Source organism: Amycolatopsis sp. cmx-4-83 (assembly GCF_046548815.1).
GTDB classification, from domain to species: domain Bacteria; phylum Actinomycetota; class Actinomycetes; order Mycobacteriales; family Pseudonocardiaceae; genus Amycolatopsis; species Amycolatopsis pretoriensis_A.
On record NZ_JAEBEF010000001.1, the window covers coordinates 456,743 to 476,956 of the forward strand.

Annotated in this window: 17 protein-coding genes; 11 read left to right on the forward strand and 6 right to left on the reverse strand. The window is 69.7% G+C overall.

The features are described from left to right. Nucleotides 1-22: 22 nt before the first annotated feature. The 4 genes from ACLJQM_RS02370 to ACLJQM_RS02385 all read left to right on the forward strand — a co-directional run bounded on the left by ACLJQM_RS02370 (nucleotide 23) and on the right by ACLJQM_RS02385 (nucleotide 9,926). Nucleotides 23-601 carry a hypothetical protein gene (locus tag ACLJQM_RS02370; protein ID WP_410630005.1) on the forward strand — a complete coding sequence of 193 codons (579 nt, stop codon included), beginning with the start codon at nucleotides 23-25 and terminating at the stop codon, nucleotides 599-601. 85 nt (nucleotides 602-686) lie between these two features. Next, entirely contained in the window at nucleotides 687-1,673 is a 987-nt protein-coding gene (locus ACLJQM_RS02375; protein ID WP_410630277.1) for a hypothetical protein, read from the forward strand. A gap of 744 nt (nucleotides 1,674-2,417) precedes the next feature. Next, nucleotides 2,418-5,921, forward strand: a complete 3,504-nt coding sequence (locus ACLJQM_RS02380) for a DNA-directed RNA polymerase subunit beta (RefSeq protein ID WP_247015127.1) — start codon at nucleotides 2,418-2,420, stop codon at nucleotides 5,919-5,921. Between the two features lie 93 nt (nucleotides 5,922-6,014). Next, nucleotides 6,015-9,926 (forward strand): DNA-directed RNA polymerase subunit beta', encoded by a 3,912-nt coding sequence (locus ACLJQM_RS02385; protein WP_360768176.1) that lies wholly within the window; start codon nucleotides 6,015-6,017, stop codon nucleotides 9,924-9,926. 304 nt (nucleotides 9,927-10,230) lie between these two features. Here the strand turns inward: ACLJQM_RS02385 and ACLJQM_RS02390 are convergent, their stop codons facing one another. Next, nucleotides 10,231-11,004 (reverse strand): M15 family metallopeptidase, encoded by a 774-nt coding sequence (locus tag ACLJQM_RS02390; RefSeq protein ID WP_410630008.1) that lies wholly within the window; start codon nucleotides 11,002-11,004, stop codon nucleotides 10,231-10,233. Between the two features lie 139 nt (nucleotides 11,005-11,143). Between ACLJQM_RS02390 and ACLJQM_RS02395 the strand changes: the two genes are divergently transcribed. The 6 genes from ACLJQM_RS02395 (at nucleotide 11,144) to ACLJQM_RS02420 (ending at nucleotide 16,699) form a co-directional block, all read left to right on the forward strand. Continuing rightward, nucleotides 11,144-11,785 (forward strand): zinc ribbon domain-containing protein, encoded by a 642-nt coding sequence (locus ACLJQM_RS02395; RefSeq protein WP_360768181.1) that lies wholly within the window; start codon nucleotides 11,144-11,146, stop codon nucleotides 11,783-11,785. Nucleotides 11,786-12,094: 309 nt separating this feature from the next. Then, nucleotides 12,095-13,951 (forward strand): hypothetical protein, encoded by a 1,857-nt coding sequence (locus ACLJQM_RS02400; protein WP_360768184.1) that lies wholly within the window; start codon nucleotides 12,095-12,097, stop codon nucleotides 13,949-13,951. A 71-nt stretch (nucleotides 13,952-14,022) separates the two neighbouring features. After that, nucleotides 14,023-15,708, forward strand: coding sequence for a hypothetical protein (locus ACLJQM_RS02405; RefSeq protein WP_410630010.1), 1,686 nt, complete (start codon nucleotides 14,023-14,025; stop codon nucleotides 15,706-15,708). A 25-nt stretch (nucleotides 15,709-15,733) separates the two neighbouring features. Further along, complete coding sequence (locus tag ACLJQM_RS02410; protein ID WP_360768190.1) at nucleotides 15,734-15,940, forward strand: hypothetical protein; 207 nt, start codon at nucleotides 15,734-15,736, stop codon at nucleotides 15,938-15,940. A 14-nt stretch (nucleotides 15,941-15,954) separates the two neighbouring features. Continuing rightward, nucleotides 15,955-16,185, forward strand: coding sequence for a hypothetical protein (locus ACLJQM_RS02415; protein WP_360768192.1), 231 nt, complete (start codon nucleotides 15,955-15,957; stop codon nucleotides 16,183-16,185). A 55-nt stretch (nucleotides 16,186-16,240) separates the two neighbouring features. Beyond that, entirely contained in the window at nucleotides 16,241-16,699 is a 459-nt protein-coding gene (locus ACLJQM_RS02420) for a hypothetical protein (RefSeq protein WP_360768194.1), read from the forward strand. Here the strand turns inward: ACLJQM_RS02420 and ACLJQM_RS02425 are convergent. Continuing rightward, complete coding sequence (locus tag ACLJQM_RS02425) at nucleotides 16,692-17,171, reverse strand: GNAT family N-acetyltransferase (protein WP_410630013.1); 480 nt, start codon at nucleotides 17,169-17,171, stop codon at nucleotides 16,692-16,694. The genes ACLJQM_RS02420 and ACLJQM_RS02425 overlap by 8 nt on opposite strands. 58 nt (nucleotides 17,172-17,229) lie before the next feature. Here ACLJQM_RS02425 and ACLJQM_RS02430 point away from each other — a divergent pair, with 58 nt between their 5' ends. After that, nucleotides 17,230-17,454 carry a hypothetical protein gene (locus ACLJQM_RS02430; RefSeq protein ID WP_247015107.1) on the forward strand — a complete coding sequence of 75 codons (225 nt, stop codon included), beginning with the start codon at nucleotides 17,230-17,232 and terminating at the stop codon, nucleotides 17,452-17,454. Here the strand turns inward: ACLJQM_RS02430 and ACLJQM_RS02435 are convergent. The 4 genes from ACLJQM_RS02435 to ACLJQM_RS02450 are packed head-to-tail and all read right to left on the reverse strand — an operon-like array spanning nucleotide 17,435 to nucleotide 20,161. Next, nucleotides 17,435-18,052 (reverse strand): hypothetical protein, encoded by a 618-nt coding sequence (locus ACLJQM_RS02435; RefSeq protein ID WP_360768200.1) that lies wholly within the window; start codon nucleotides 18,050-18,052, stop codon nucleotides 17,435-17,437. The two genes, ACLJQM_RS02430 and ACLJQM_RS02435, sit on opposite strands and share 20 nt — an antisense overlap. Further along, nucleotides 18,052-19,242 carry a WXG100 family type VII secretion target gene (locus ACLJQM_RS02440; RefSeq protein WP_410630016.1) on the reverse strand — a complete coding sequence of 397 codons (1,191 nt, stop codon included), beginning with the start codon at nucleotides 19,240-19,242 and terminating at the stop codon, nucleotides 18,052-18,054. The genes ACLJQM_RS02435 and ACLJQM_RS02440 overlap by 1 nt, the downstream gene beginning before the upstream one ends. A gap of 14 nt (nucleotides 19,243-19,256) precedes the next feature. Then, nucleotides 19,257-19,598 (reverse strand): hypothetical protein, encoded by a 342-nt coding sequence (locus ACLJQM_RS02445; RefSeq protein WP_247015101.1) that lies wholly within the window; start codon nucleotides 19,596-19,598, stop codon nucleotides 19,257-19,259. Beyond that, the gene (locus ACLJQM_RS02450; protein ID WP_360768207.1) at nucleotides 19,598-20,161 is read right to left on the reverse strand and encodes a YbaB/EbfC family nucleoid-associated protein; all 564 of its coding nucleotides are present in this window, start codon (nucleotides 20,159-20,161) and stop codon (nucleotides 19,598-19,600) included. The genes ACLJQM_RS02445 and ACLJQM_RS02450 overlap by 1 nt, the downstream gene beginning before the upstream one ends. Nucleotides 20,162-20,214: the final 53 nt, after the last annotated feature.

A 20,214-nucleotide genomic window follows, 5' to 3' on the forward strand; every position in this document is an offset into this window, starting at 1 on the left:
CCGACCCCTACCCTGGAGTGCCATGAGTACGGACGAGCCGTCCGCCGTCGAAGCGGCGGACGCCACCCCGACGCCGGCCCGGGAGCCGTCCTCGTCGCGGATCCTGGTGCTCGGCGCCGGCGCGCTGGCACTGGCCGCGCTGATCGCCGCCGCGTTCTTCGGGATCCAGTGGTGGGCGGCCGCGGCCGACGACAACGCCGGGCTGGCGGCTTCGCGCGAGGCCGTCGTCAAGGCGGGCGGCAACGCGCTGAAGGCCTACACCGAGGTCGACTACCAGGACCTCGACGGCTTCTTCGCCCGGCAGAAGTCGGTGTCGGACGACAAGATGGCGCAGCAGATCGACCAGTCGGCGCCGACGTTCCGCAAGGCGCTCGCCGACGCCAAGACGAAGGTCACCACGGACGTCCAGGACATCGCCGTCGAGGAGCTGGACGACCACGAAGGCAAGGCCAGCTTCCTCGCCGCCATCGCCACGACCGTCACCCAGGGCGACAAGAGCAGCGCGAAGCCGTTGCGCCTCGAAGTGTCGATGACCCGCGTGGGCGACACCTGGAAGCTGTCCGGCATCGACAGCGTCCCGCTCGTCGCGGCCGGCCAGTAGCGTCACCCGTAAGGAGCCCGTAGTGCCCCCCTCCCGCCGCCAGCCGCCTCGCAGCAGCAGCACCCCGCCGTCGCGCCGGCCGCGCGTGGCCGGACTGCGCAAGCCGCCGGCGGACGAGTCCGCCGCCGAGCGGACCGGCCAGCTCCCCGCTGTGCCCGCCGAGCCGCGCAAGCCGCGCCCCCGGCCGGCCCCGCGCCCGGCACCGCGGCCCGCGGCCCGGCCCGAGTCGTTCGAAGCCGCGAGCGGGCAGCTCGACACGGCGCCGTCGGCCGAGGACACGGCGGTGTTCGCGGCGGTCGGCACCGAGGAGGAGCCGGAGGTCGACGCCCTCACCGGCGAGCCGGCCGAGGCGGCGGACGAGGAAGCTCCGCCCGCCCGCCCCGCGCCGCGCCGGAAGAAGCGCGACACGGGGATCGCGAAGCCGACGGAGGAGTCCGAGGTCGAGGTCGCCGACGCGGCGTCGGTGGCGGAGCCGGCCAGGGGCGCACGGGTGCAGAAGCCGTACGTCGTGGCGGGCGCGCTGGTGCTCGTCGCGCTGGTGCTGGGCGGCCTGGCGTTCTGGTTCAAGTCCGAAGAGGTCGAGGTCTCCTCGGCGACCAGCAACACCGCGCTGCTGGACGTCGCGAAGACGGCGCAGGTCAAGGACGCCGTCTCGAAGGCGGCCGAGGCGCTGTTCTCCTACGACTTCAACAACATCAAGAAGACCGAGGACGCGGCGAACGACCTGCTGGCCAACGACGACGTCCGCGCCAAGTACAACTCCCTGATGGGCGAGGTCAAGCGGCTCGCGCCGGCGCAGAAGATGGTCGTGACCTGCAAGGTCACGCGCTCCGCCGTCATCATGCTGAACGGCGACCTGGCGAAGGTGATGGTCTTCGTCGACCAGACCTCGACCCGCACGGACACGAAGAAGACCACCGCGGGCACCGCCCAGCTCCACTTGAACGCCCAGCTGCAGGGCGACAAGTGGAAGATCACGGACATGGACACGTACAACGCGCCGAAGGTCCCGGCGGCCACCCAGGCCCCGGCGTCCTCCGCCCCGCCGGCGTCGCCTTCGCCGACGAAGTAGCTCCGCCGAAGGGTCCCGTCCGCTCGCGAGCCGAGGGGAGGGACCCTTCGTCGCGTCTCGGGGCCAGCCGCTCTTGTACGTCGTTCACCGGCTCGGTGGGGTGCCGGGCCGAGCGGCGTCCCGAACGCCCGCGAGAGGCCCTTCAGAGACCCCTCGCGGGCCCGTCCGGCCGCCGTGACGCCTGGGGCGCGAGTGACCGCTGGGACACGCGCCGGGCCGCCCGATCCAGCCCTCCGCGACACCCTTTCGCGCGCTCTTCGGAGAACTTCTCCGCCCGTGCCGGGTGGCGTGCGGCACACGAGCGACGACGAAATCCGCGGTATACCCGCAGGTCGAGCCGCTTTACTGGCGCTACCAGCCGGTAACCTGCATGATATTCGGTCGCTTACGCTCCGCTGACCCTCTTCAACGCTGCGCCAACCGGGCCGACCCCCGTGTGGCATCTTGACTCTCGGCGCCGCTGGGTTCACGCTTACTCCCGACGGCGAAACCGGCGGCCCTTGCGGGAGGGACAACCGGCTCGCCTGGAGGCATACCTGAAGACGTCGCGAGGCAGGCTGGGCCCCATCGGGAGCGCCCCCTGGACAGACCGCGCCGTTCGGGCTAGACTGCCTCTTTGCGCTGCCCTCTTTCAGGCTGCCCGGAGCCGGTAGTTAGGATAGTGGGCACACGGCACCCTTGACAGTCGCTCATAGCTGTTGCTATGGCGGCCGTCACCGCTCATTGTCCCCGGAAGGACGCATCTTGGCAGTCTCTCCCGCGAACCAGGCCACTGCTGCGACCACCTCGGCTGAATCTCGCTCGGAGTCCACGGGAATCCCCGGCGCGCCCAAGCGGGTTTCCTTCGCAAAGATTCGCGAACCGCTCAACACGCCCAACCTGCTCGACGTCCAGATCCAGTCGTTCCAGTGGTTCACCGGGGACGAAGCGTGGTTCGAACGCCGTGTCGAAGAAGGTGAAGAAAACCCGGTCGGCGGCCTCGAAGAGGTCCTGAACGAGATCTCCCCGATCGAGGACTTCTCCGGTTCGATGTCCCTGTCCTTCTCCGCCCCGCGCTTCGACGAGGTCAAGGCCTCGATCGAGGAGTGCAAGGACAAGGACATGACGTACGCCGCGCCGCTGTTCGTCACGGCCGAGTTCGTCAACAACAACACGGGCGAGATCAAGAGCCAGACGGTCTTCCTCGGCGACTTCCCGGTCATGACCGACAAGGGCACGTTCATCATCAACGGCACCGAGCGTGTCGTCGTGTCCCAGCTGGTCCGCTCGCCGGGCGTCTACTACTCGAAGGACGTCGACAAGACGACCGACAAGGACGTCTTCAGCGTCCGCGTGATCCCGAGCCGCGGCGCGTGGCTCGAGTTCGACGTCGACAAGCGCGACACCGTCGGTGTCCGCATCGACCGCAAGCGCCGCCAGCCGGTCACCGTGCTGCTGAAGGCGCTGGGGTGGACCACCGAGGCGATCCGCGAGCGCTTCTCCTTCTCGGAGACGCTGCTGGCCACCCTCGAGAAGGACCACACGGCCGGCACCGACGAGGCCCTGCTCGACATCTACCGCAAGCTGCGCCCGGGCGAACCCCCCACCAAGGAGAGCGCGCAGACCCTGCTGGAGAACCTGTTCTTCAAGGCGAAGCGCTACGACCTGGCCAAGGTCGGCCGGTACAAGGTCAACAAGAAGCTCGGCCTGTCGACGGCCTACGACACCGGGACGCTGACCGAAGAGGACATCGTCACGACCATCGAGTACCTGGTCCGGCTGCACGCCGGCGAGGACAAGATGGACGCGCAGAACGGCACCGAGATCCCGGTCGAGACCGACGACATCGACCACTTCGGCAACCGGCGCCTGCGCACGGTCGGCGAGCTGATCCAGAACCAGATCCGGGTCGGTCTCTCCCGCACCGAGCGCGTCGTGCGTGAGCGCATGACCACGCAGGACGTCGAGGCGATCACGCCGCAGACCCTGATCAACATCCGCCCGATCGGCGCGGCGATCAAGGAGTTCTTCGGCACCTCGCAGCTGTCGCAGTTCATGGACCAGAACAACCCGCTGTCGGGCCTGACGCACAAGCGTCGTCTGTCGGCCCTCGGCCCGGGTGGTCTGTCCCGTGAGCGCGCCGGCATGGAGGTCCGGGACGTCCACCCGTCGCACTACGGCCGCATGTGCCCGATCGAGACGCCGGAAGGCCCGAACATCGGCCTGATCGGCTCGCTCTGCTCGTACGCGCGGGTCAACCCGTTCGGCTTCATCGAGACGCCGTACCGCAAGGTCGTCGAGGGCCGGGTCACCGACCAGGTCGACTACCTGACCGCGGACGAAGAGGACCGGTACGTCAAGGCCCAGGCCAACGCGCCGATCTCGGACGACGGCACCTTCGTCGAAGACCGGGTCATGGCCCGCCGCAAGGGCGGCGAGGTCGAGCTGATCGACCCGCTCGACATCGACTACATGGACGTCTCGCCGCGGCAGATGGTCTCGGTCGCGACGGCGATGATCCCGTTCCTCGAGCACGACGACGCGAACCGCGCCCTGATGGGTGCGAACATGCAGCGCCAGGCCGTGCCGCTGCTGCGCAACCAGGCCCCGTACGTGGGCACGGGTGTGGAGCTGCGCGCCGCGGTCGACGCCGGTGACGTGCTCGTCGCCGAGCAGTCCGGCATCGTCGAGGAGCTCTCGGCGGACCTGATCACGATCATGCACGACGACGGCACGCGGAAGAGCTACGGACTGTACAAGTTCCGCCGCTCCAACCACGGCACCTGCTTCAACCACCGCCCGATCGTCAACGAGGGCGACCGGGTCGAGCAGGGTCAGGTCATCGCCGACGGCCCGTCCACCGAAAACGGTGAGATGGCGCTCGGCAAGAACCTGCTCGTCGCGGTCATGCCGTGGGAGGGCCACAACTACGAGGACGCGATCATCCTCTCGGAGCGCCTGGTGCAGGACGACGTCTTGACGTCGATCCACATCGAGGAGCACGAGATCGACGCCCGCGACACCAAGCTGGGCGCCGAGGAGATCACCCGGGACATCCCGAACGTCTCCGAAGAAGTGCTAGCGGACCTGGACGAACGAGGCATCATCCGCATCGGTGCCGAGGTCCGCGACGGCGACATCCTGGTCGGCAAGGTCACGCCGAAGGGCGAGACCGAGCTGACGCCGGAAGAGCGCCTGCTCCGCGCGATCTTCGGCGAGAAGGCCCGCGAAGTCCGCGACACCTCGCTGAAGGTGCCGCACGGCGAGACCGGCAAGGTCATCGGCATCCGCGTGTTCTCGCGCGAGGACGACGACGAGCTGCCCCCGGGCGTCAACGAGCTGGTCCGCGTCTACGTGGCCCAGAAGCGCAAGATCCAGCCGGGCGACAAGCTCGCCGGCCGCCACGGCAACAAGGGCGTCATCGGCAAGATCCTGCCGGTCGAGGACATGCCGTTCATGGAGGACGGCACCCCGGTCGACATCATCCTGAACACGCACGGTGTGCCGCGACGGATGAACATCGGCCAGATCCTCGAGCTGCACCTGGGCTGGCTGGCCTCGCAGGGCTGGACGATCGAGGGCGACCCGGACTGGGCGAAGAACCTCAACGAGGAGCTCTACGACGTCGCGCCCGGCACGAACACCGCGACCCCGGTGTTCGACGGCGCGAAGGAAGAGGAGCTCACCGGGCTGCTCGGGGCGACCAAGCCGAACCGCGACGGCGAGCGCATGGTCAAGGAGAACGGCAAGGCGACCCTGCTGGACGGCCGCTCCGGCGAGCCGTACCCGTACCCGGTCGCGGTCGGCTACATGTACATCCTGAAGCTGCACCACCTGGTCGACGACAAGATCCACGCCCGCTCCACCGGCCCGTACTCGATGATCACGCAGCAGCCGCTGGGTGGTAAGGCGCAGTTCGGTGGCCAGCGCTTCGGTGAGATGGAGTGCTGGGCGATGCAGGCGTACGGCGCTGCCTACACGCTGCAGGAGCTGCTGACGATCAAGTCGGACGACGTGGTCGGCCGCGTCAAGGTGTACGAGGCCATCGTCAAGGGGGAGAACATCCCCGAGCCGGGCATCCCGGAGTCGTTCAAGGTGCTCCTCAAGGAGCTCCAGTCGCTGTGCCTGAACGTCGAGGTGCTCTCCAGCGACGGTGCGGCCATCGAGATGCGCGACTCCGACGACGAGGACCTCGAGCGCGCCGCGGCCAACCTGGGCATCAACCTGTCCCGCAACGAGTCGCCCTCGGTGGACGACGTCGTGCACTGATCGCGAGCTGAGCGAGGGGGCCGGCCTCCCGCAGGCCCCCTCGCTCGCCCGCCACCCCCTCTCTAGCCGAAACAACCCCAAGGGGATCTAGACGTGCTGGACGTCAACTTCTTCGATGAGCTCCGCATTGGTCTCGCCACTGCTGACGACATCCGTCAGTGGTCCTTCGGCGAGGTCAAGAAGCCGGAGACCATCAACTACCGGACGCTCAAGCCCGAAAAGGACGGCCTCTTCTGCGAGAAGATCTTCGGTCCGACCCGGGACTGGGAGTGCTACTGCGGCAAGTACAAGCGCGTCCGCTTCAAGGGCATCATCTGTGAGCGCTGCGGTGTCGAGGTGACCCGCGCCAAGGTGCGCCGCGAGCGGATGGGCCACATCGAGCTGGCCGCCCCGGTCACCCACATCTGGTACTTCAAGGGTGTTCCCTCCCGCCTGGGCTACCTGCTGGACCTGGCGCCGAAGGACCTCGAGAAGATCATCTACTTCGCTGCTTACGTCATCACGGGCGTGAACACGGAGCTGCGCCACAACGACCTGCCGACCCTCGAGAACGAGATCGGCGTCGAGCGCAAGAACCTCGAGACCAAGCGCGACGCGGACATCGAAGCCCGCGCGCAGAAGCTGGAAGCCGACCTGGCCGAGCTGGAGGCGGAGGGCGCCAAGTCCGACGTCCGCCGCAAGGTCAAGGAAGGCGGCGAGCGCGAGATGCGCCAGCTGCGTGACCGCGCCGGTCGCGAGCTGGACCGCCTCGAGGAGGTCTGGACGACCTTCACGAAGCTCGACACCCGCCAGCTGATCGCCGACGAGCTGCTCTACCGCGAGCTCGTCGACCGCTACGGCGAGTACTTCACCGGCGGCATGGGCGCGGAGGCCATCCAGAAGCTGGCCACCGAGTTCGACGTCGCCGCGGAAGCCGACAACCTGCGCGACACCATCCGCAACGGCAAGGGGCAGAAGAAGCTCCGCGCGCTGAAGCGGCTCAAGGTCGTCGCCGCGTTCCAGGCGACCGGCAACGACCCGCGCGGCATGGTGCTCGACGCCGTCCCGGTGATCCCGCCGGACCTGCGTCCGATGGTGCAGCTGGACGGTGGCCGCTTCGCGACCTCCGACCTGAACGACCTGTACCGCCGCGTGATCAACCGCAACAACCGCCTCAAGCGGCTGATCGACCTCGGCGCGCCCGAGATCATCGTCAACAACGAGAAGCGGATGCTGCAGGAGGCCGTCGACGCGCTGTTCGACAACGGCCGCCGCGGGCGTCCGGTCACCGGCCCGGGCAACCGGCCGCTGAAGTCGCTGTCCGACCTCCTCAAGGGCAAGCAGGGCCGGTTCCGCCAGAACCTGCTCGGCAAGCGCGTCGACTACTCGGGCCGTTCGGTCATCATCGTCGGCCCGCAGCTGAAGCTGCACCAGTGCGGTCTGCCGAAGGACATGGCGCTCGAGCTGTTCAAGCCGTTCGTCATGAAGCGGCTGGTCGACCTGAACCACGCGCAGAACATCAAGTCCGCCAAGCGGATGGTGGAGCGCTCGCGGCCGCAGGTGTGGGACGTGCTGGAAGAGGTCATCACCGGCCACCCGGTGATGCTGAACCGCGCGCCGACGCTGCACCGCCTCGGCATCCAGGCCTTCGAGCCGCAGCTGGTCGAGGGCAAGGCCATCCAGCTGCACCCGCTGGTCTGCGAAGCGTTCAACGCGGACTTCGACGGTGACCAGATGGCGGTGCACCTGCCGCTGTCGGCCGAGGCGCAGGCCGAGGCCCGGATCCTGATGCTGTCGGCGAACAACATCCTCTCGCCGGCGTCGGGCCGTCCGCTCGCCATGCCGCGACTGGACATGGTGACGGGCCTGTTCCACCTGACCCGCCTCAACGAGCAGGCCGAGGGCGCGGGCAACGCGTACTCGTCGACGGCCGAGGCCATCATGGCCTTCGACCGCAAGGCACTGGGCCTGCACGCCCCGGTCAAGATCCGCATCACCGACCGTCAGCCGGCGAAGGCCGACGAAGCGGCGCTCGCGGAGAAGGGCTGGGAGCCGGGCAAGGCGTGGCTGGCCGAGACGACCCTGGGTCGCGTGCTGTTCAACGAGCTGCTGCCGGCGGACTACCCGTTCATCAACGAGCCGATGCCGAAGAAGCGTCAGGCCGCGATCGTGAACGACCTCGCCGAGCGGTACTCGATGACCCAGGTCGCGCAGACCCTGGACCGGCTGAAGGACGCCGGTTTCTACTGGGCGACCCGGTCGGGCGTCACCATCGCCATCTCGGACGTGCTCACCCCGGTGGGCAAGGCCGCCATCCTCGACGAGTACGAGGGCAAGGCCTCCCAGGTGGAGAAGCGCTACCAGCGTGGTCAGCTGTCGCACACCGAGCGCAACAACGAGCTCGTCAAGGTGTGGACGCAGGCCACCGAAGAGGTCCACAAGATCATGGAGACGGCGCTGCCGGACGACAACCCGATCGCGGTGATCGTGAAGTCGGGCGCGGCGGGCAACATGACGCAGGTCCGGTCGCTGGCCGGCATGCGTGGCCTGGTGTCGAACCCGAAGGGTGAGTACATCCCGCGTCCGATCAAGGCCAACTTCCGTGAAGGCCTGTCGGTGGCGGAGTACTTCATCGCGACGCACGGTGCCCGGAAGGGCCTGGCGGACACGGCGCTGCGGACCGCCGACTCGGGTTACCTGACCCGGCGTCTGGTGGACGTCTCGCAGGACGTCATCGTCCGCGAGACCGACTGCGGCACCACCCGCGGCATCATGATGCCGATCGGCGAGGACATCGGCGACGGCAAGGTCCTGCGCGACCAGCACGTCGAGACCTCCGTGTACGCGCGGAACCTCGCGACGGACGCGGTGGACGCCAAGGGCAACGTCGTGCTGAACGCCGGCGACGACATCGGCGACCCGGCCATCGACAAGCTGCTCTCCAGCGGCATCTCGAAGGTCAAGGTCCGCTCGGTGCTGACCTGCGAGTCGGTCGTCGGCATCTGCGCGACCTGCTACGGCCGCTCGATGGCGACCGGTCTGCTCGTCGACGTCGGCGAGGCCGTGGGTATCGTCGCGGCCCAGTCGATCGGTGAGCCGGGTACGCAGCTGACGATGCGTACGTTCCACCAGGGTGGTGTCGCCGGTGACGACATCACGACCGGTCTGCCCCGTGTGCAGGAGCTCTTCGAAGCTCGTGTCCCGAAGGGCAAGGCGCCGATCGCCGACGTCGATGGCCGCGTGCGCATCGAAGAGAGCGAGCGGTTCTGGAAGATCACGCTGATCCCGGACGACGGCGGCGAAGAGATCGTCTTCGACAAGCTGTCCAAGCGTCAGCGGCTCGCGAACACCCCGAACGGCCCGCTGGGCGACGGCGACCACGTCAACGTCGGCCAGCAGCTGCTCGAGGGCACGCCGGACCCGCACGAGGTCCTGCGGGTCATGGGGCCGCGCGAGGCGCAGATGCACCTGACGGACGAGGTCCAGAAGGTGTACCGGGCGCAGGGTGTGTCGATCCACGACAAGCACATCGAGGTCATCGTGCGGCAGATGCTGCGCCGCGTGACGATCATCGACTCCGGTGCCACGGACTTCCTCCCGGGCGAGCTGCCCGAGCGGACCAAGTTCGAGGCGACGAACCGGGCCGCGGTCGCCGAGGGCGGCGAGCCGGCTTCGGGCCGTCCGGTGCTGATGGGCATCACGAAGGCGTCGCTCACCACGGACTCGTGGCTGTCGGCGGCGTCGTTCCAGGAGACCACGCGCGTCCTGACCGACGCGGCCATCAACGGCCGCTCGGACCGGCTCGTGGGCCTCAAGGAGAACGTGATCATCGGTAAGCTGATCCCGGCCGGTACGGGCATCAACAAGTACCGCAACATCCAGGTGCAGCCGACGGAAGAGGCCCGGGTCGCGGCGTACGCGATCCCGTCCTACGACGACGGCTACTACACCCCGGACGTGTTCGGTACGGGCACCGGTGCCGCGGTCCCGCTGGACGACTACGACTTCGGCCGCGACTTCCGCTGAAGCTGAGTCACGGGAAAGGCCCTCGCCGGGTTTCCGGCGGGGGCCTTTCCCGTTCCCGGGTCACCGGGGTCGAGGTCGTCCTCGTTTCCGGCCGGCACTGCCCGGTCACCGGTGAGCTGACCACCGACGTGAAGGGGCACTTCGGCTGTACTCCTGCCGCCTGCACGGGCGCCGAGGCACTCGGGCTCGGCGCGCCGGCACTGATCGCCTTGGTGCTCGGCGGCGCTCTGGTGCCCGGCGCCGGCCGGCGGCGGAACGCGGCCCGACGGAATCGGAGGCCTCCGGCGGATCGGGGCCTCCGGGGTCAGCACGGGGCGTGGCGGGTCACCGGGAAGTCGAAGTACGTGTCCGGGAACGGCTCGTCGTTCAGCGTGAAGTGCCACCACTCCTCGGGCAGGTTCCGGAATCCCACCGCGGCCATCGTGCTCCGGAGCAGGTCGCGGTTCTCCCGTGCGACCCCGGTGATCGCCGGGTTGTCCGTGTGCGCCAACGGGTCGAAGCAGTCGTAACCGGTGCCCATGTCGACCGTGTTGTCCGGGAAGCGCTGGTCCCGCGGGGCGAAGCACGGCTCGAGCCGCTCGCCCGGGACGTACGGCCGCTGGAACCGCGGCGGGAGCCGGACGAGCGTCAGGTCCATCGTGCTGCCGCGGCTGTGCCCGGACTTCTCCGCGATGTACCCCTCGGCGAACAGCCGGTCCTTCGCGACGTCCGGGTAGAACTCGGCCTTCATCTTCTCGTCCGCGAGGTCCTTCGCCCACCGCACGAAGTGGTCGACCGCGCGCTGCGGGCGGTAGCAGTCGTAGACCTTCAGCGTGTAGCCCCGCTTCCGCAGCCGCTGCTGGGCCTTCCGCAGCCCGTCGGCGGCCTGGCGGGTCAGGAGGCAGCTCGGGGCGAGGTAGCCGTCGACGCGCCGGCCGACGAAGTTGTGCGGTGTCGCGTAGCGGATGTCCTGCAGGATCGAGGGGGCGACGTCGGAGAGCGCGACGAAGCCGGGGGACGTGGCCTGCGCCGCGGTGGGGACGGCGAGGGCCGTGGCGGCGGCGAGGGTGACGGCGGCGAGCGCCCGGAAGATCGGCATCCCTCTCCTTTAGCACCTCCGATGCCGGACATTCAGCCGCCTTTCGGGCAGCACTTCGGGATCCGTAACGGCTGGTAGCCGCGTCGTTGTCGGCAAATCTCTCGTCCCCGGCGGCGCGGCCGGCTGGCGAAGATGGGCCGTGGCTGACTCTGTGCCCTTCACGGACAACTTCTCGGACCTCTCGAACACGCAGGGGTACCAGTTCGAGTTCCGCTGTGAACGCTGCGGCAACGGTTTCCGTTCCGCCTTCCAGCGCGACAACATGGAAACCGGGCGAAGCGTGCTTCGCACGGTCGGCTCGTTCTTCGGCGGCACGCTGCGGGACTTGAGCAACTCGGCCGACCAGTGGCGCTACGACCGCGCGACCAACTCCCCGGCGAAGGACCGCGCGCTGGCCGCGGCGGTCAAGGAGATCACCCCGAGCTTCCGCCAGTGCCGCGGCTGCGGCGACTGGATGTGCCAGGACCAGTGCTGGAACGAGGAGATCGGCCAGTGCCTGCGCTGCTCGCCGAGCGTCGCGGAGGAGATCTCGCGCGCCCAGGCGTCGGCCCAGCGCGACCAGATCTGGGACAAGGCCCGCGAGAAGGACTGGACGTCCGGCCTCGACCTCGACACCCGCGCCAAGGTTTCGTGCCCCGGCTGCGGCCTGAAGGCCGACGGCGGCAAGTTCTGTTCCTCCTGCGGCACTTCCCTGGCCCTGAAGGTCGGCTGCGGCGGCTGCGGCAGCGAGACCAACAAGCCGGGAGCGCTGTTCTGCTCGGACTGCGGCGCCAAACTCTGACCGGAGTTCCCGGCTTTTCATAACGAATCCATAACTCACAGCCCCGGCGTTCAGGCGCCGGGGCTGCGCCGTTGTGACCAACTGTGACGCACCCGGTTGGCCTAGACTTCCCGCTCACCCGTTCGGTGTAGCGACGCCTGTCAACTCGGCCCACTTCGTGGGAGATTCACCCGATTGGGTCGGTTCTCATTCTTTGATCACGGCTGGACGCTTCGCCCGCTTGGCGCGAACATCCCGTCCAGGTCTGCTGACGTCAGCTTTCCGTTGTGTCCCAACGGTTTTCGTCCGTGAGAAAGAACTGGGAGAACCATGCGATCAACTCCGTTGCGTCCTGGGCGATGGCGAAAGGTGGTGACCGGCGCCGCCGCGCTCGCTCTCGCGGCCGGCGCGGTCACCTACACCGGCTCGGCCACCGGCGCCTACGCCGATGTCCAGACCGTCACCGACGCCAAGACGGCGGCCGACGGCAAGCAGTACTGGGTGCAGAACCACCTGGTCACCAAGGACCTCGCCGCCCAAGCGCGCTCGGCGGGTGGCACGCCCAAGAAGTGGCTGCTCGTCTGGGCCGGTGACGAGAACATCGCCGACACGCTCGTCAAGGACGTCAAGAACCTGCCGGGCACGCTCGGCGGCGGGCTCACCAAGCTCAAGAACGCCTTGCCCGGCCCGGACTTCCTCGCCGTGATCGACGCGACGCAGGGTTCGCCGACCTACGGCAAGGTCGTCAACACCGCCACCGTCGGGCCGCTCGTCGAGAACGAGCCGCACCACATGCAGTACGTGTGGCACCGGGGCGACACCGTCTACGCCGGCGCGCTGTTCGCCGCCGCGACGTACGCCTTCGACGTCAGCGCGTTGCCGCAGCTGAAGCTCAAGGGCGTCAGCCTGCCGACGAACACCCTCGGCGGCAGCGTTCCGGACGCCTACTGGGTGCTCAAGGACGGCACCGCGTACGGCACGTACATGGGCGGCCCGGTCGTGCCCGGCCCGCACTCCTACGCCGACGGCTCCACGCAGGTCGGCAACGGCTTCGCGGGCAGCCCCGGCGAAGTCGTCCACTTCGGGAAGAACGCCGAAGTGCTTTCCGAGTCGCCGGCCGCGACCCCGCAGGGCGACAACCAGAAGCTCTGCGACAACCTGCCGCAGCTGGGCAAGCCGACCTGCGCCAACCCGCACGGTATCCAGGCCCGCGAGGACCTGAACACGCTCGTCACGTCCGACTACGCCGAGCCGCGCAACATCATCCTCGACCCGGTGAAGCAGCCGTCGCCGTACCTGCGGCGGCCGACCGTGCGGACGTGGGACATCTCCGACCGCAACCACCCGAAGCTGAAGTCGGTGTCGTACCTGGCCGACGGGCCGCGCGCCGATCCGGCCGACCCGCTGCACGCCGAGAGCCGCGCGGTCATGGAGACCACCGTGACCAACCTGCCGGGTCACAAGGGCGCGTTCGCCCAGACCATGCAGGGCGGCGCGGTGTTCTACACGCCGGACATCACCGCGGCCGAGCCGCACTGGATCGAGGTGTTCGACGACGGCGCCGCGAACAAGTCCATCTACGCCACCAACGACTCCAACGGCGCCAGCTCCAACGGCGGCTGGATCCAGACGAGCCCGGACGACAAGTACCTCTACCGCGCGATCGTCGGGCGGCAGAAGGGCACCCTCTCGGCCGACGACCCCGGCACCACCGGCGGCGTCTACGTCCTCGACATCCAGAAGCTGGTCGACGCCGGTGACCGGATCGAGGACATCCAGGGCCGGGTCGACACCAAGGCGAAGGCGCAGCAGGGCGGGGGCGGCGACCTGCCGACCGTCGTCGGCGCGGCCCCGATCAACCCCGGTACGCCGGGGGCGGGCCCGCACTGGGGCGCCTACGACAACTGGGCGCTCGGCAGCGACGGCTTCTACCGCGAAACCACGTCGCCGCAGCACCTCGCGGTGTCGAACTACTTCGTCGCACGGTCCGGTTTGGACGGTGACCACAAGGTCAACCTGCTGAACCTCGGGCCGGACGGGAAGGTCGCGGTCGACCCGAACTTCCGGGACGAGTTCACCGGGCAGGTCGGCATCAACTTCAACCGCAAGTCGTGGCCGCACGGGGACTTCGGCAACGCCAAGCCGCACTCCGAGCTGTTCGTGGTCGCGGACGCCGACATCAGGTAACGCGGTCGTGAGTGGTTAGGGCGGTTCTGACCGCCCTAACCACTCGCGACAACTCGCACCGAGGAGTCTTGATGGAACACGACCACACTGCGCCGTCGGGTTCGTCCACTGTGGACGTACTGGCGCTGGTGCTGCGGCTGGCCCTGTTGCTGGCCACGGCGTTCCTCGCCGGCGGCGGCCTGCTGCGGGCGCCGGGGCAGCGGCCGCGGCACACGCTCTACGTCCTCGGCGGGGTCTCGGCGCTGCTCGCCGTGGTGTCGGCCTTCGCCGTCGACGTCAACGTGGTCGCGCTGGCGATCCACGTCGTGCTCGCGGTGGCGGTGCCGGTCTTCCCGCGGGCCACTCGCTGGACGTCGGCCGCGCTGCTGGTGCTCGTCGTGCTGGAGACCTCGCTCGGCGGCACCGGCGTCGAGTTCGCGATCGACACGGTGTTCGTCGCCGCGGCGGCCGTGTGGTTCGGCTTCGCGCTGCTCGGGCCGGTGACGACGGCGGCCGTCCGGCCCGGGCCCCTCGCGCTCACCCTCGGCGGCCTGCTCGTCCTGGCCGGCGCGGTCCGGTTCGGGCTGTCCGGCCTCGGCTTCGACCGGCGGCTCTACAGCACGCTCTTCGGGCTCGCGGTGGTCGCCGTCGTGGTGCTGCCGGTCGTGGTGAGCGTGCTCGCCGGGGTCTTCAAAGGCCGCGCTTACCGCTTCGGCGCGGCGGCGGTCGCGCTCGGGTTCCTCGCCTGGAGCGCGCTCGGCGCGATCCCGGCACCCCCGCCGCTGCCCGTGCCGGGCGTGCCGCTGCTCGCCGACGACGCCGGGTTCCCGGTGCTGGTCAGCCCGCAGCGGCCGGGGCGCAACGTCGTCCACTTCCCGCCGAGCGCGGGAAACGACCTGTCCGTGGGGGCTGGTGGGCTGGTCACGAAGGCCGTCGCGCGGCCCGGCGCCGAGGGCACGTGGGCCGACGTCGACTTGCCGCCCGGCCGCAGCGACCTGGAGATCCGCCACGGCGGCACGACGACGGTCGTCGAGGTCGACACCGGGACCGCGCCCGGCCCGGCGATCACCGACGCGGACGCGCCGGAGTGCGCGTCGGCCGCGCTCGGCGGCCTGGTCGCCGGCCGCGCCGACGTGCTGGGTGCCTGCCCGGCCGACGCGCTGACGCCGGCGGACGGGGGAGCGCTGGTCAAGCTGGTCGAGTTCCTCGCCGGGCGCAAGCCGTCCGCGCTCACCCTGGTCGAGGACGACTCCCCGCGGGGGATCGCGGCCGCGAAGCTGGTGCGCGAAACCTCGGCGCGCACCGGACTCGCCGTGCGGCCGGATGCCGGGCCCGACACCGCGCTGGTCGTCGTCTCCGGCTGGGCCGCCGGCTACACGGCGATGACGCGGGCCGCCGAGCTGCAACGCCTCGAACCCACCCACCAGTACGGGCTGTACCTGGCGCCGTGGCTGCTGAACGGGCCGATCGTCAACGCCGTCGCGAGCGCGTCGCTGCCGCTGCGGTTCGACCCGCGGGAGGCGACCGCGGTCGGGTACGCCGTGGCGGTCGGCAACCGCTTCGGCGGCGAAAGCCCGACCCTCGGCGGCTTCCGGAACTGGCTCGGCGCCGGCGGTGCCGCCGCGGGCGACGTCCAGATCTTCGCCGCCGCCCAGGTCAACGCCATGCCGATGTACCCCACCGAACCCCACGCCACCGGAATGGTGATGGACCGCGACTACGCGGGCCAGTGGGTCCCCGACGGAACCATCGTGCCGATCACGTCGGTTCTCCGCTGAAATCCCTTGGTAGGAAAGGAAAAATATGAAGCGTCTTGCTGCCCGCGTGCTGCTGCCGCTCGTCGCGGCGACGGCGTTCACGGGCCTGGCCGCGGGGGTCGCCAGTGCCGACCCGACCGACGGTTCCGTCTGGCTCGTGCCCGGCGTCGACCTGGGCAGCGTGCTCGGGCCGCTCGGCCAGCCGGTCGACCTGCTCGCGCCCGTCTTCGACCTGATCACCGCTGTTTCCTGAAAGGCAGAGAACCCGTGAAGAAGACCCTCGCTCGCGCGGCCGGTGCCGCCGTCCTCGCCGGTGCCGCCCTGTTCACCGCGGCCGGTCCGGCGCTCGCGGCCGACGCCCCCGGTGTCGTCGTGGTCGACGAGCCGGACACCAGCGGCCTGAACAACATCTGGACGTTCGCCCCGCTCGGCGTCCCGGTGCTCGGCCTCATCCAGTCGATCAACGGTGTGCCGGGCAAGCTCCTGCCCTCCTTCTGACCCGACGGCGGCCCCTCTTGCCGGAGGGGTCGCCCTCTTTCCCTGGGGAGTCCCCATGAACCGGCAGCTGATCGGCAGGCTCGGCATCGCGGTGATCGCCATCGCGGCGGTGACCGCGGGCATCTTCGTCCTCGGCGACGACGGCTCGTCCCCACCGGCTCCAGCGGTCGCCGTGGTGGGGGAGCCGTCGCTGTCGTCAGTGCCGCCGCGCACGATCATGGCGACGGCGACGTACACCTCGACCCCGCCGGCGCTGTCGGGCCACCAAGTGACCTACGAGCTGACCGGCACCGGCACGGCGACGGTCGTCTACGACTCGAACGGCCTCGGCCTGGTCCACCAGGAGCTCGCGGTTCCCCTGCCGTGGCGCAAAGAGTTCTCCTGGGCGGCGCCTGGGTCGATCCAGCTGCTCGGGCAGGGGAGCGGCGTGGTCGAATGCCGCGTCTCGGTCGGCGGCCGGGTGGTCAAGACGCAGAAGTCGGCGCCCGGCGAGGTCGCTGCCTGCGTCAGCTGAGCGCCTTCGCGAACCAGTGCTCGGCGAACTGCCCGTCGTTGAAGGGCTCGACCTCGTCGTAGCCGATCTTCGCGTAGAGCGCGCGGGCTTCGACGAGGTCGTGGCGGGTGTCCAGGCGCATGAGCGCCGAGCCGAACCCGCGCGCGGCCTCCTCGGCGGCCGCCACCAGCGCGGGGCCGCCGCCGGTGCCGCGGTGGGCGGGCTTGATGAAGACCTTCGTCAGCTCGGAGATCCCGGGCTCGACGACGCGCGTCCCGGCGCACCCCGCGACTTCGCCGTCGCGCCTGCCGACGAAGAACGCCCCGGCGGGCGGCACCAGATCGGTGCCGGGCTCCTCGGCGACGTAGTGCGTGAGCTCGGCTTCGGTGATCGGGCGGCCGTAGTAGCGCGAAGCGACTTCGTCCATGTACTCGCGCATGATCGCGACGGCGTCCGGGTGGGCCACGTCGGTCCGGGTGATCGTCCAGTTCACGTACCCATCCTGGGGACGCTGTCCAGCGAATTGGCCCGTACCCCGGCACCATGGGGACATGACGACTGTCACGAAGCGCCTCACGGTGGTGGCCGTCCTCCTGATCACCGTGGGGGCGATCCTGCTTTCGGTCGGCGCGATCGGTTTCCGGGCGACGTCCGACCAGCCCGACGCCAACATCGGCGCCGGGTTCGCCCTGCTGGCCGGCCCTTACGTCGTGGGGCTGGGCCTGGTGTTCGCGCTGTCGGCGGGCCTGACGCACCTCACGACGCGTCGCCGCTGACGCTCCACAGCACGGCGGGCAGCGCGTCCGCCAGTTCGCCGAGGTAGTCGGCCTCGGCCACGATGTTCGCCCGGGTCGCGCAGCCCTGGCCCCAGGTCCGCGCCGAGCCGTGTTCGACGACGACGTCCCGCCCGGCGAAACGCGGGTTCGCGGCCAGCCACCGGGTCAGCTCGCCCTCGAGCCGCGGGTCCGACGGCACCGACAGGCCCTTCCCCCCGGTGATCCGCAGCTCGGGGGAGACCGGGACCCGCACCTGCGTGACGTGGATGTCGCGGAAGTACGTGTGATCGTCGAAGTGCCGGTACGGCTCCTGGGCGTCGACGGCGATCACCGGCCGGTCGCGGTGGCGGAACTCGACCCACTTCGTGTGGGTGCTCCCGGCCAGCGGCCGGCCGCTCGGGTGGCGCACGCCGAAGGTCGGGACCGCCCGCGCGTCGCTGGGGACGCCGCTGTCGAAGGTGCCGCCGCGCTCGGCCGCGAAGGCCTTGAACCAGTGCTCCTTGCGGCTCTCGACGAACTTCGTGCGCGACCGCCACCAGAGGGCCGCCACCACCGCGAACACCGCCACGATCAGGACGACCGCCACCACTCCTGCCATCAGAAGTCCAGGTCCTCGCGCGTCTCGTCGTCGGATTGGGTCCGGCCGGTCTCGCCGTGGTCGCTCGCCTTCTTGGCGCTCTTGACGTGGCTGTTGAGCTTGCCGAGGTGGTCGTTCAGCGTCTTGGCCGGGTTGTCACCGGGGTTGGCCGGGTTGAACCCGAAGACGCCCTTGGCCGCGGCTTCGCCGCCCTTCTTCGCGATCTCGGACAGCGCGTTCTCGCCGGCCCGCTTGCCGATCATGCCTTCGGCGCCCTTGAGCTTGTCGACCATGCTCTTGCCCGCGTTGCCTTCGGCGATCTCCGCGAGCTTCTCCGCGGTCTTGCCGTCGGCGAACACCTTGCCCAGCTTCGTGGCGGCCAGCTTGGCCTTCATCTTCTGCAGCCACTCGAGGATCTTCTGCAGCAGCTCGCGGACCTTCGAGACCTTCTTCGTCGTCTTCGCGGCGGTCGTGCCGAGCTTGACCTCCGACGCCGTGCCCGCGGTGGCCACCGACGCCCCGCAGGTGGGCACCGCGGCCGCGAGCGCCGGGATCCAGATCATGATCAGCCAGGTGACCAGCTCGGTGAGGATCGCCTTGATCAGGTCCTCGACGAAGCTCATCAGCATGCTGCTCAGCTGCAGCATCTGCGCCATGTCGCCGGACTTCGCGGAGACGCCGCCGATGCCGTGGGCGAACTCGCCGAGCGACCTTCGCGCCGCGTCGCCGGCGTCGCCCTTCCAACCCGCCAGCGACGTGTCGGCGACCGCGGCGAAGTTCTTCGCCAGCTCGTCCAGCCCGGTGGCGATGGCGCCGAAGTTGCCGGCCGCGGTGGCCAGCGCGGGCCCGTCGCCGCTGACGAAGTGGATCGCGTCCTGGATCGGCTGGACCGCGCTGATCAGGAAGTTCAGCCCCTGCCCGACGAGCCAGCCGAGCGGGTCGGTGGCGATGTCGGTGACGGTGCTCGCGCTGGACTGGATGAACGACGTCGTGTCGGTCGCGATCGAGGCCACCCCGAGCGCGATGTCGACACCGTCGGGGTGGGGCGCGGTGACCGCCTGGTACACGGAGACGACGTCCTTGCCGGCGGTCACGGCACCGCCCACGAACGGCGTCGCCTTGACCGCGTTGTCGACGTTCACCCCCAGCACGGTGCCCGGGTCGTCGCTCTTCACGCTGACGCCGCTCGCGACGTCCTGGAACTCCGCCATCGTCGTGGCCCCCCTCAGGGCTTCTTCGGGCCGTCGAGCAGGACCTCGACCTGCCCGAAGAAGGCCTTGTGGTCGTCTTCGGTGCCCTGGTAGACGTTCGCCGCGTCGGTGAACTTGCCCTGCGCCGAGGTCAGGCCCTCGGCCATCGAGGCCAGCAGGTCGCGCAGCTCCCGCAGCGTCTCGTCGTACCCGTGCTTGGTGAACAGGCCGACCACGCCCCACGACTTGTCGCCGACGTCGGACTGCCCGACCTTCTCGGTGAACTTCGCGCCCTGGTCCTTGTACTGGCCGAGCACGCCGACGTACTTGTGCAGCGCGTCGACCTCGACCTGGTAGCCGCCGGTCCCGTCGGGCATCAGTCCTCCTCGTCGAACAGGTTCCGCAGGAACGACTCGCCCGCGGTCCCTCCGCTCGCCGGCGGTGCCGGTGGCGGCGGGGCGTCGCCGGCCTGGCGCAGCACCCGCTCCTCGGAGAAGTCCTCCGGTGCGGACGGCCGCTCCCGCGACGGCGTCCCTTCCGCCAGCTTCGACCGCATTTCTTCGACGGTGGTTCCGAACGCCTCGGCCTGCGTCTCCAGGACCTGGTCGACCAGGCCGAGCTCGTCGCCGAGGTGCTCCTGGACGAGCACCGCCTGCCGCCGGGCCGCTTCGCCGACGGCTTCCCGCAGCGTCGTCATCAGGGCCGCGGACAGCGCCTGCGGCCCCTTCGCCAGCGCGGCGTCGGTGAACTTGACGTCCAGGACCGCACCACCCGGCCCGGTGACGACGGTCACCCCGCCGTCCGGCGACGACGCGCTCGCCTGGAGTTCCGACAGCTCCTGCTGCATCGCGCCGAGACCGGCGAACCGGTCGTCGACGTCCCGGATGCTCGACTGGAACCGCTCGAACTCGGTCACCAGTCGGTCGAACTCGGCCGCCATGCCCTCGTCCCTCCGATCGCCTGTCCACTCATCGTGGCCCTTCGGTGGCGGTG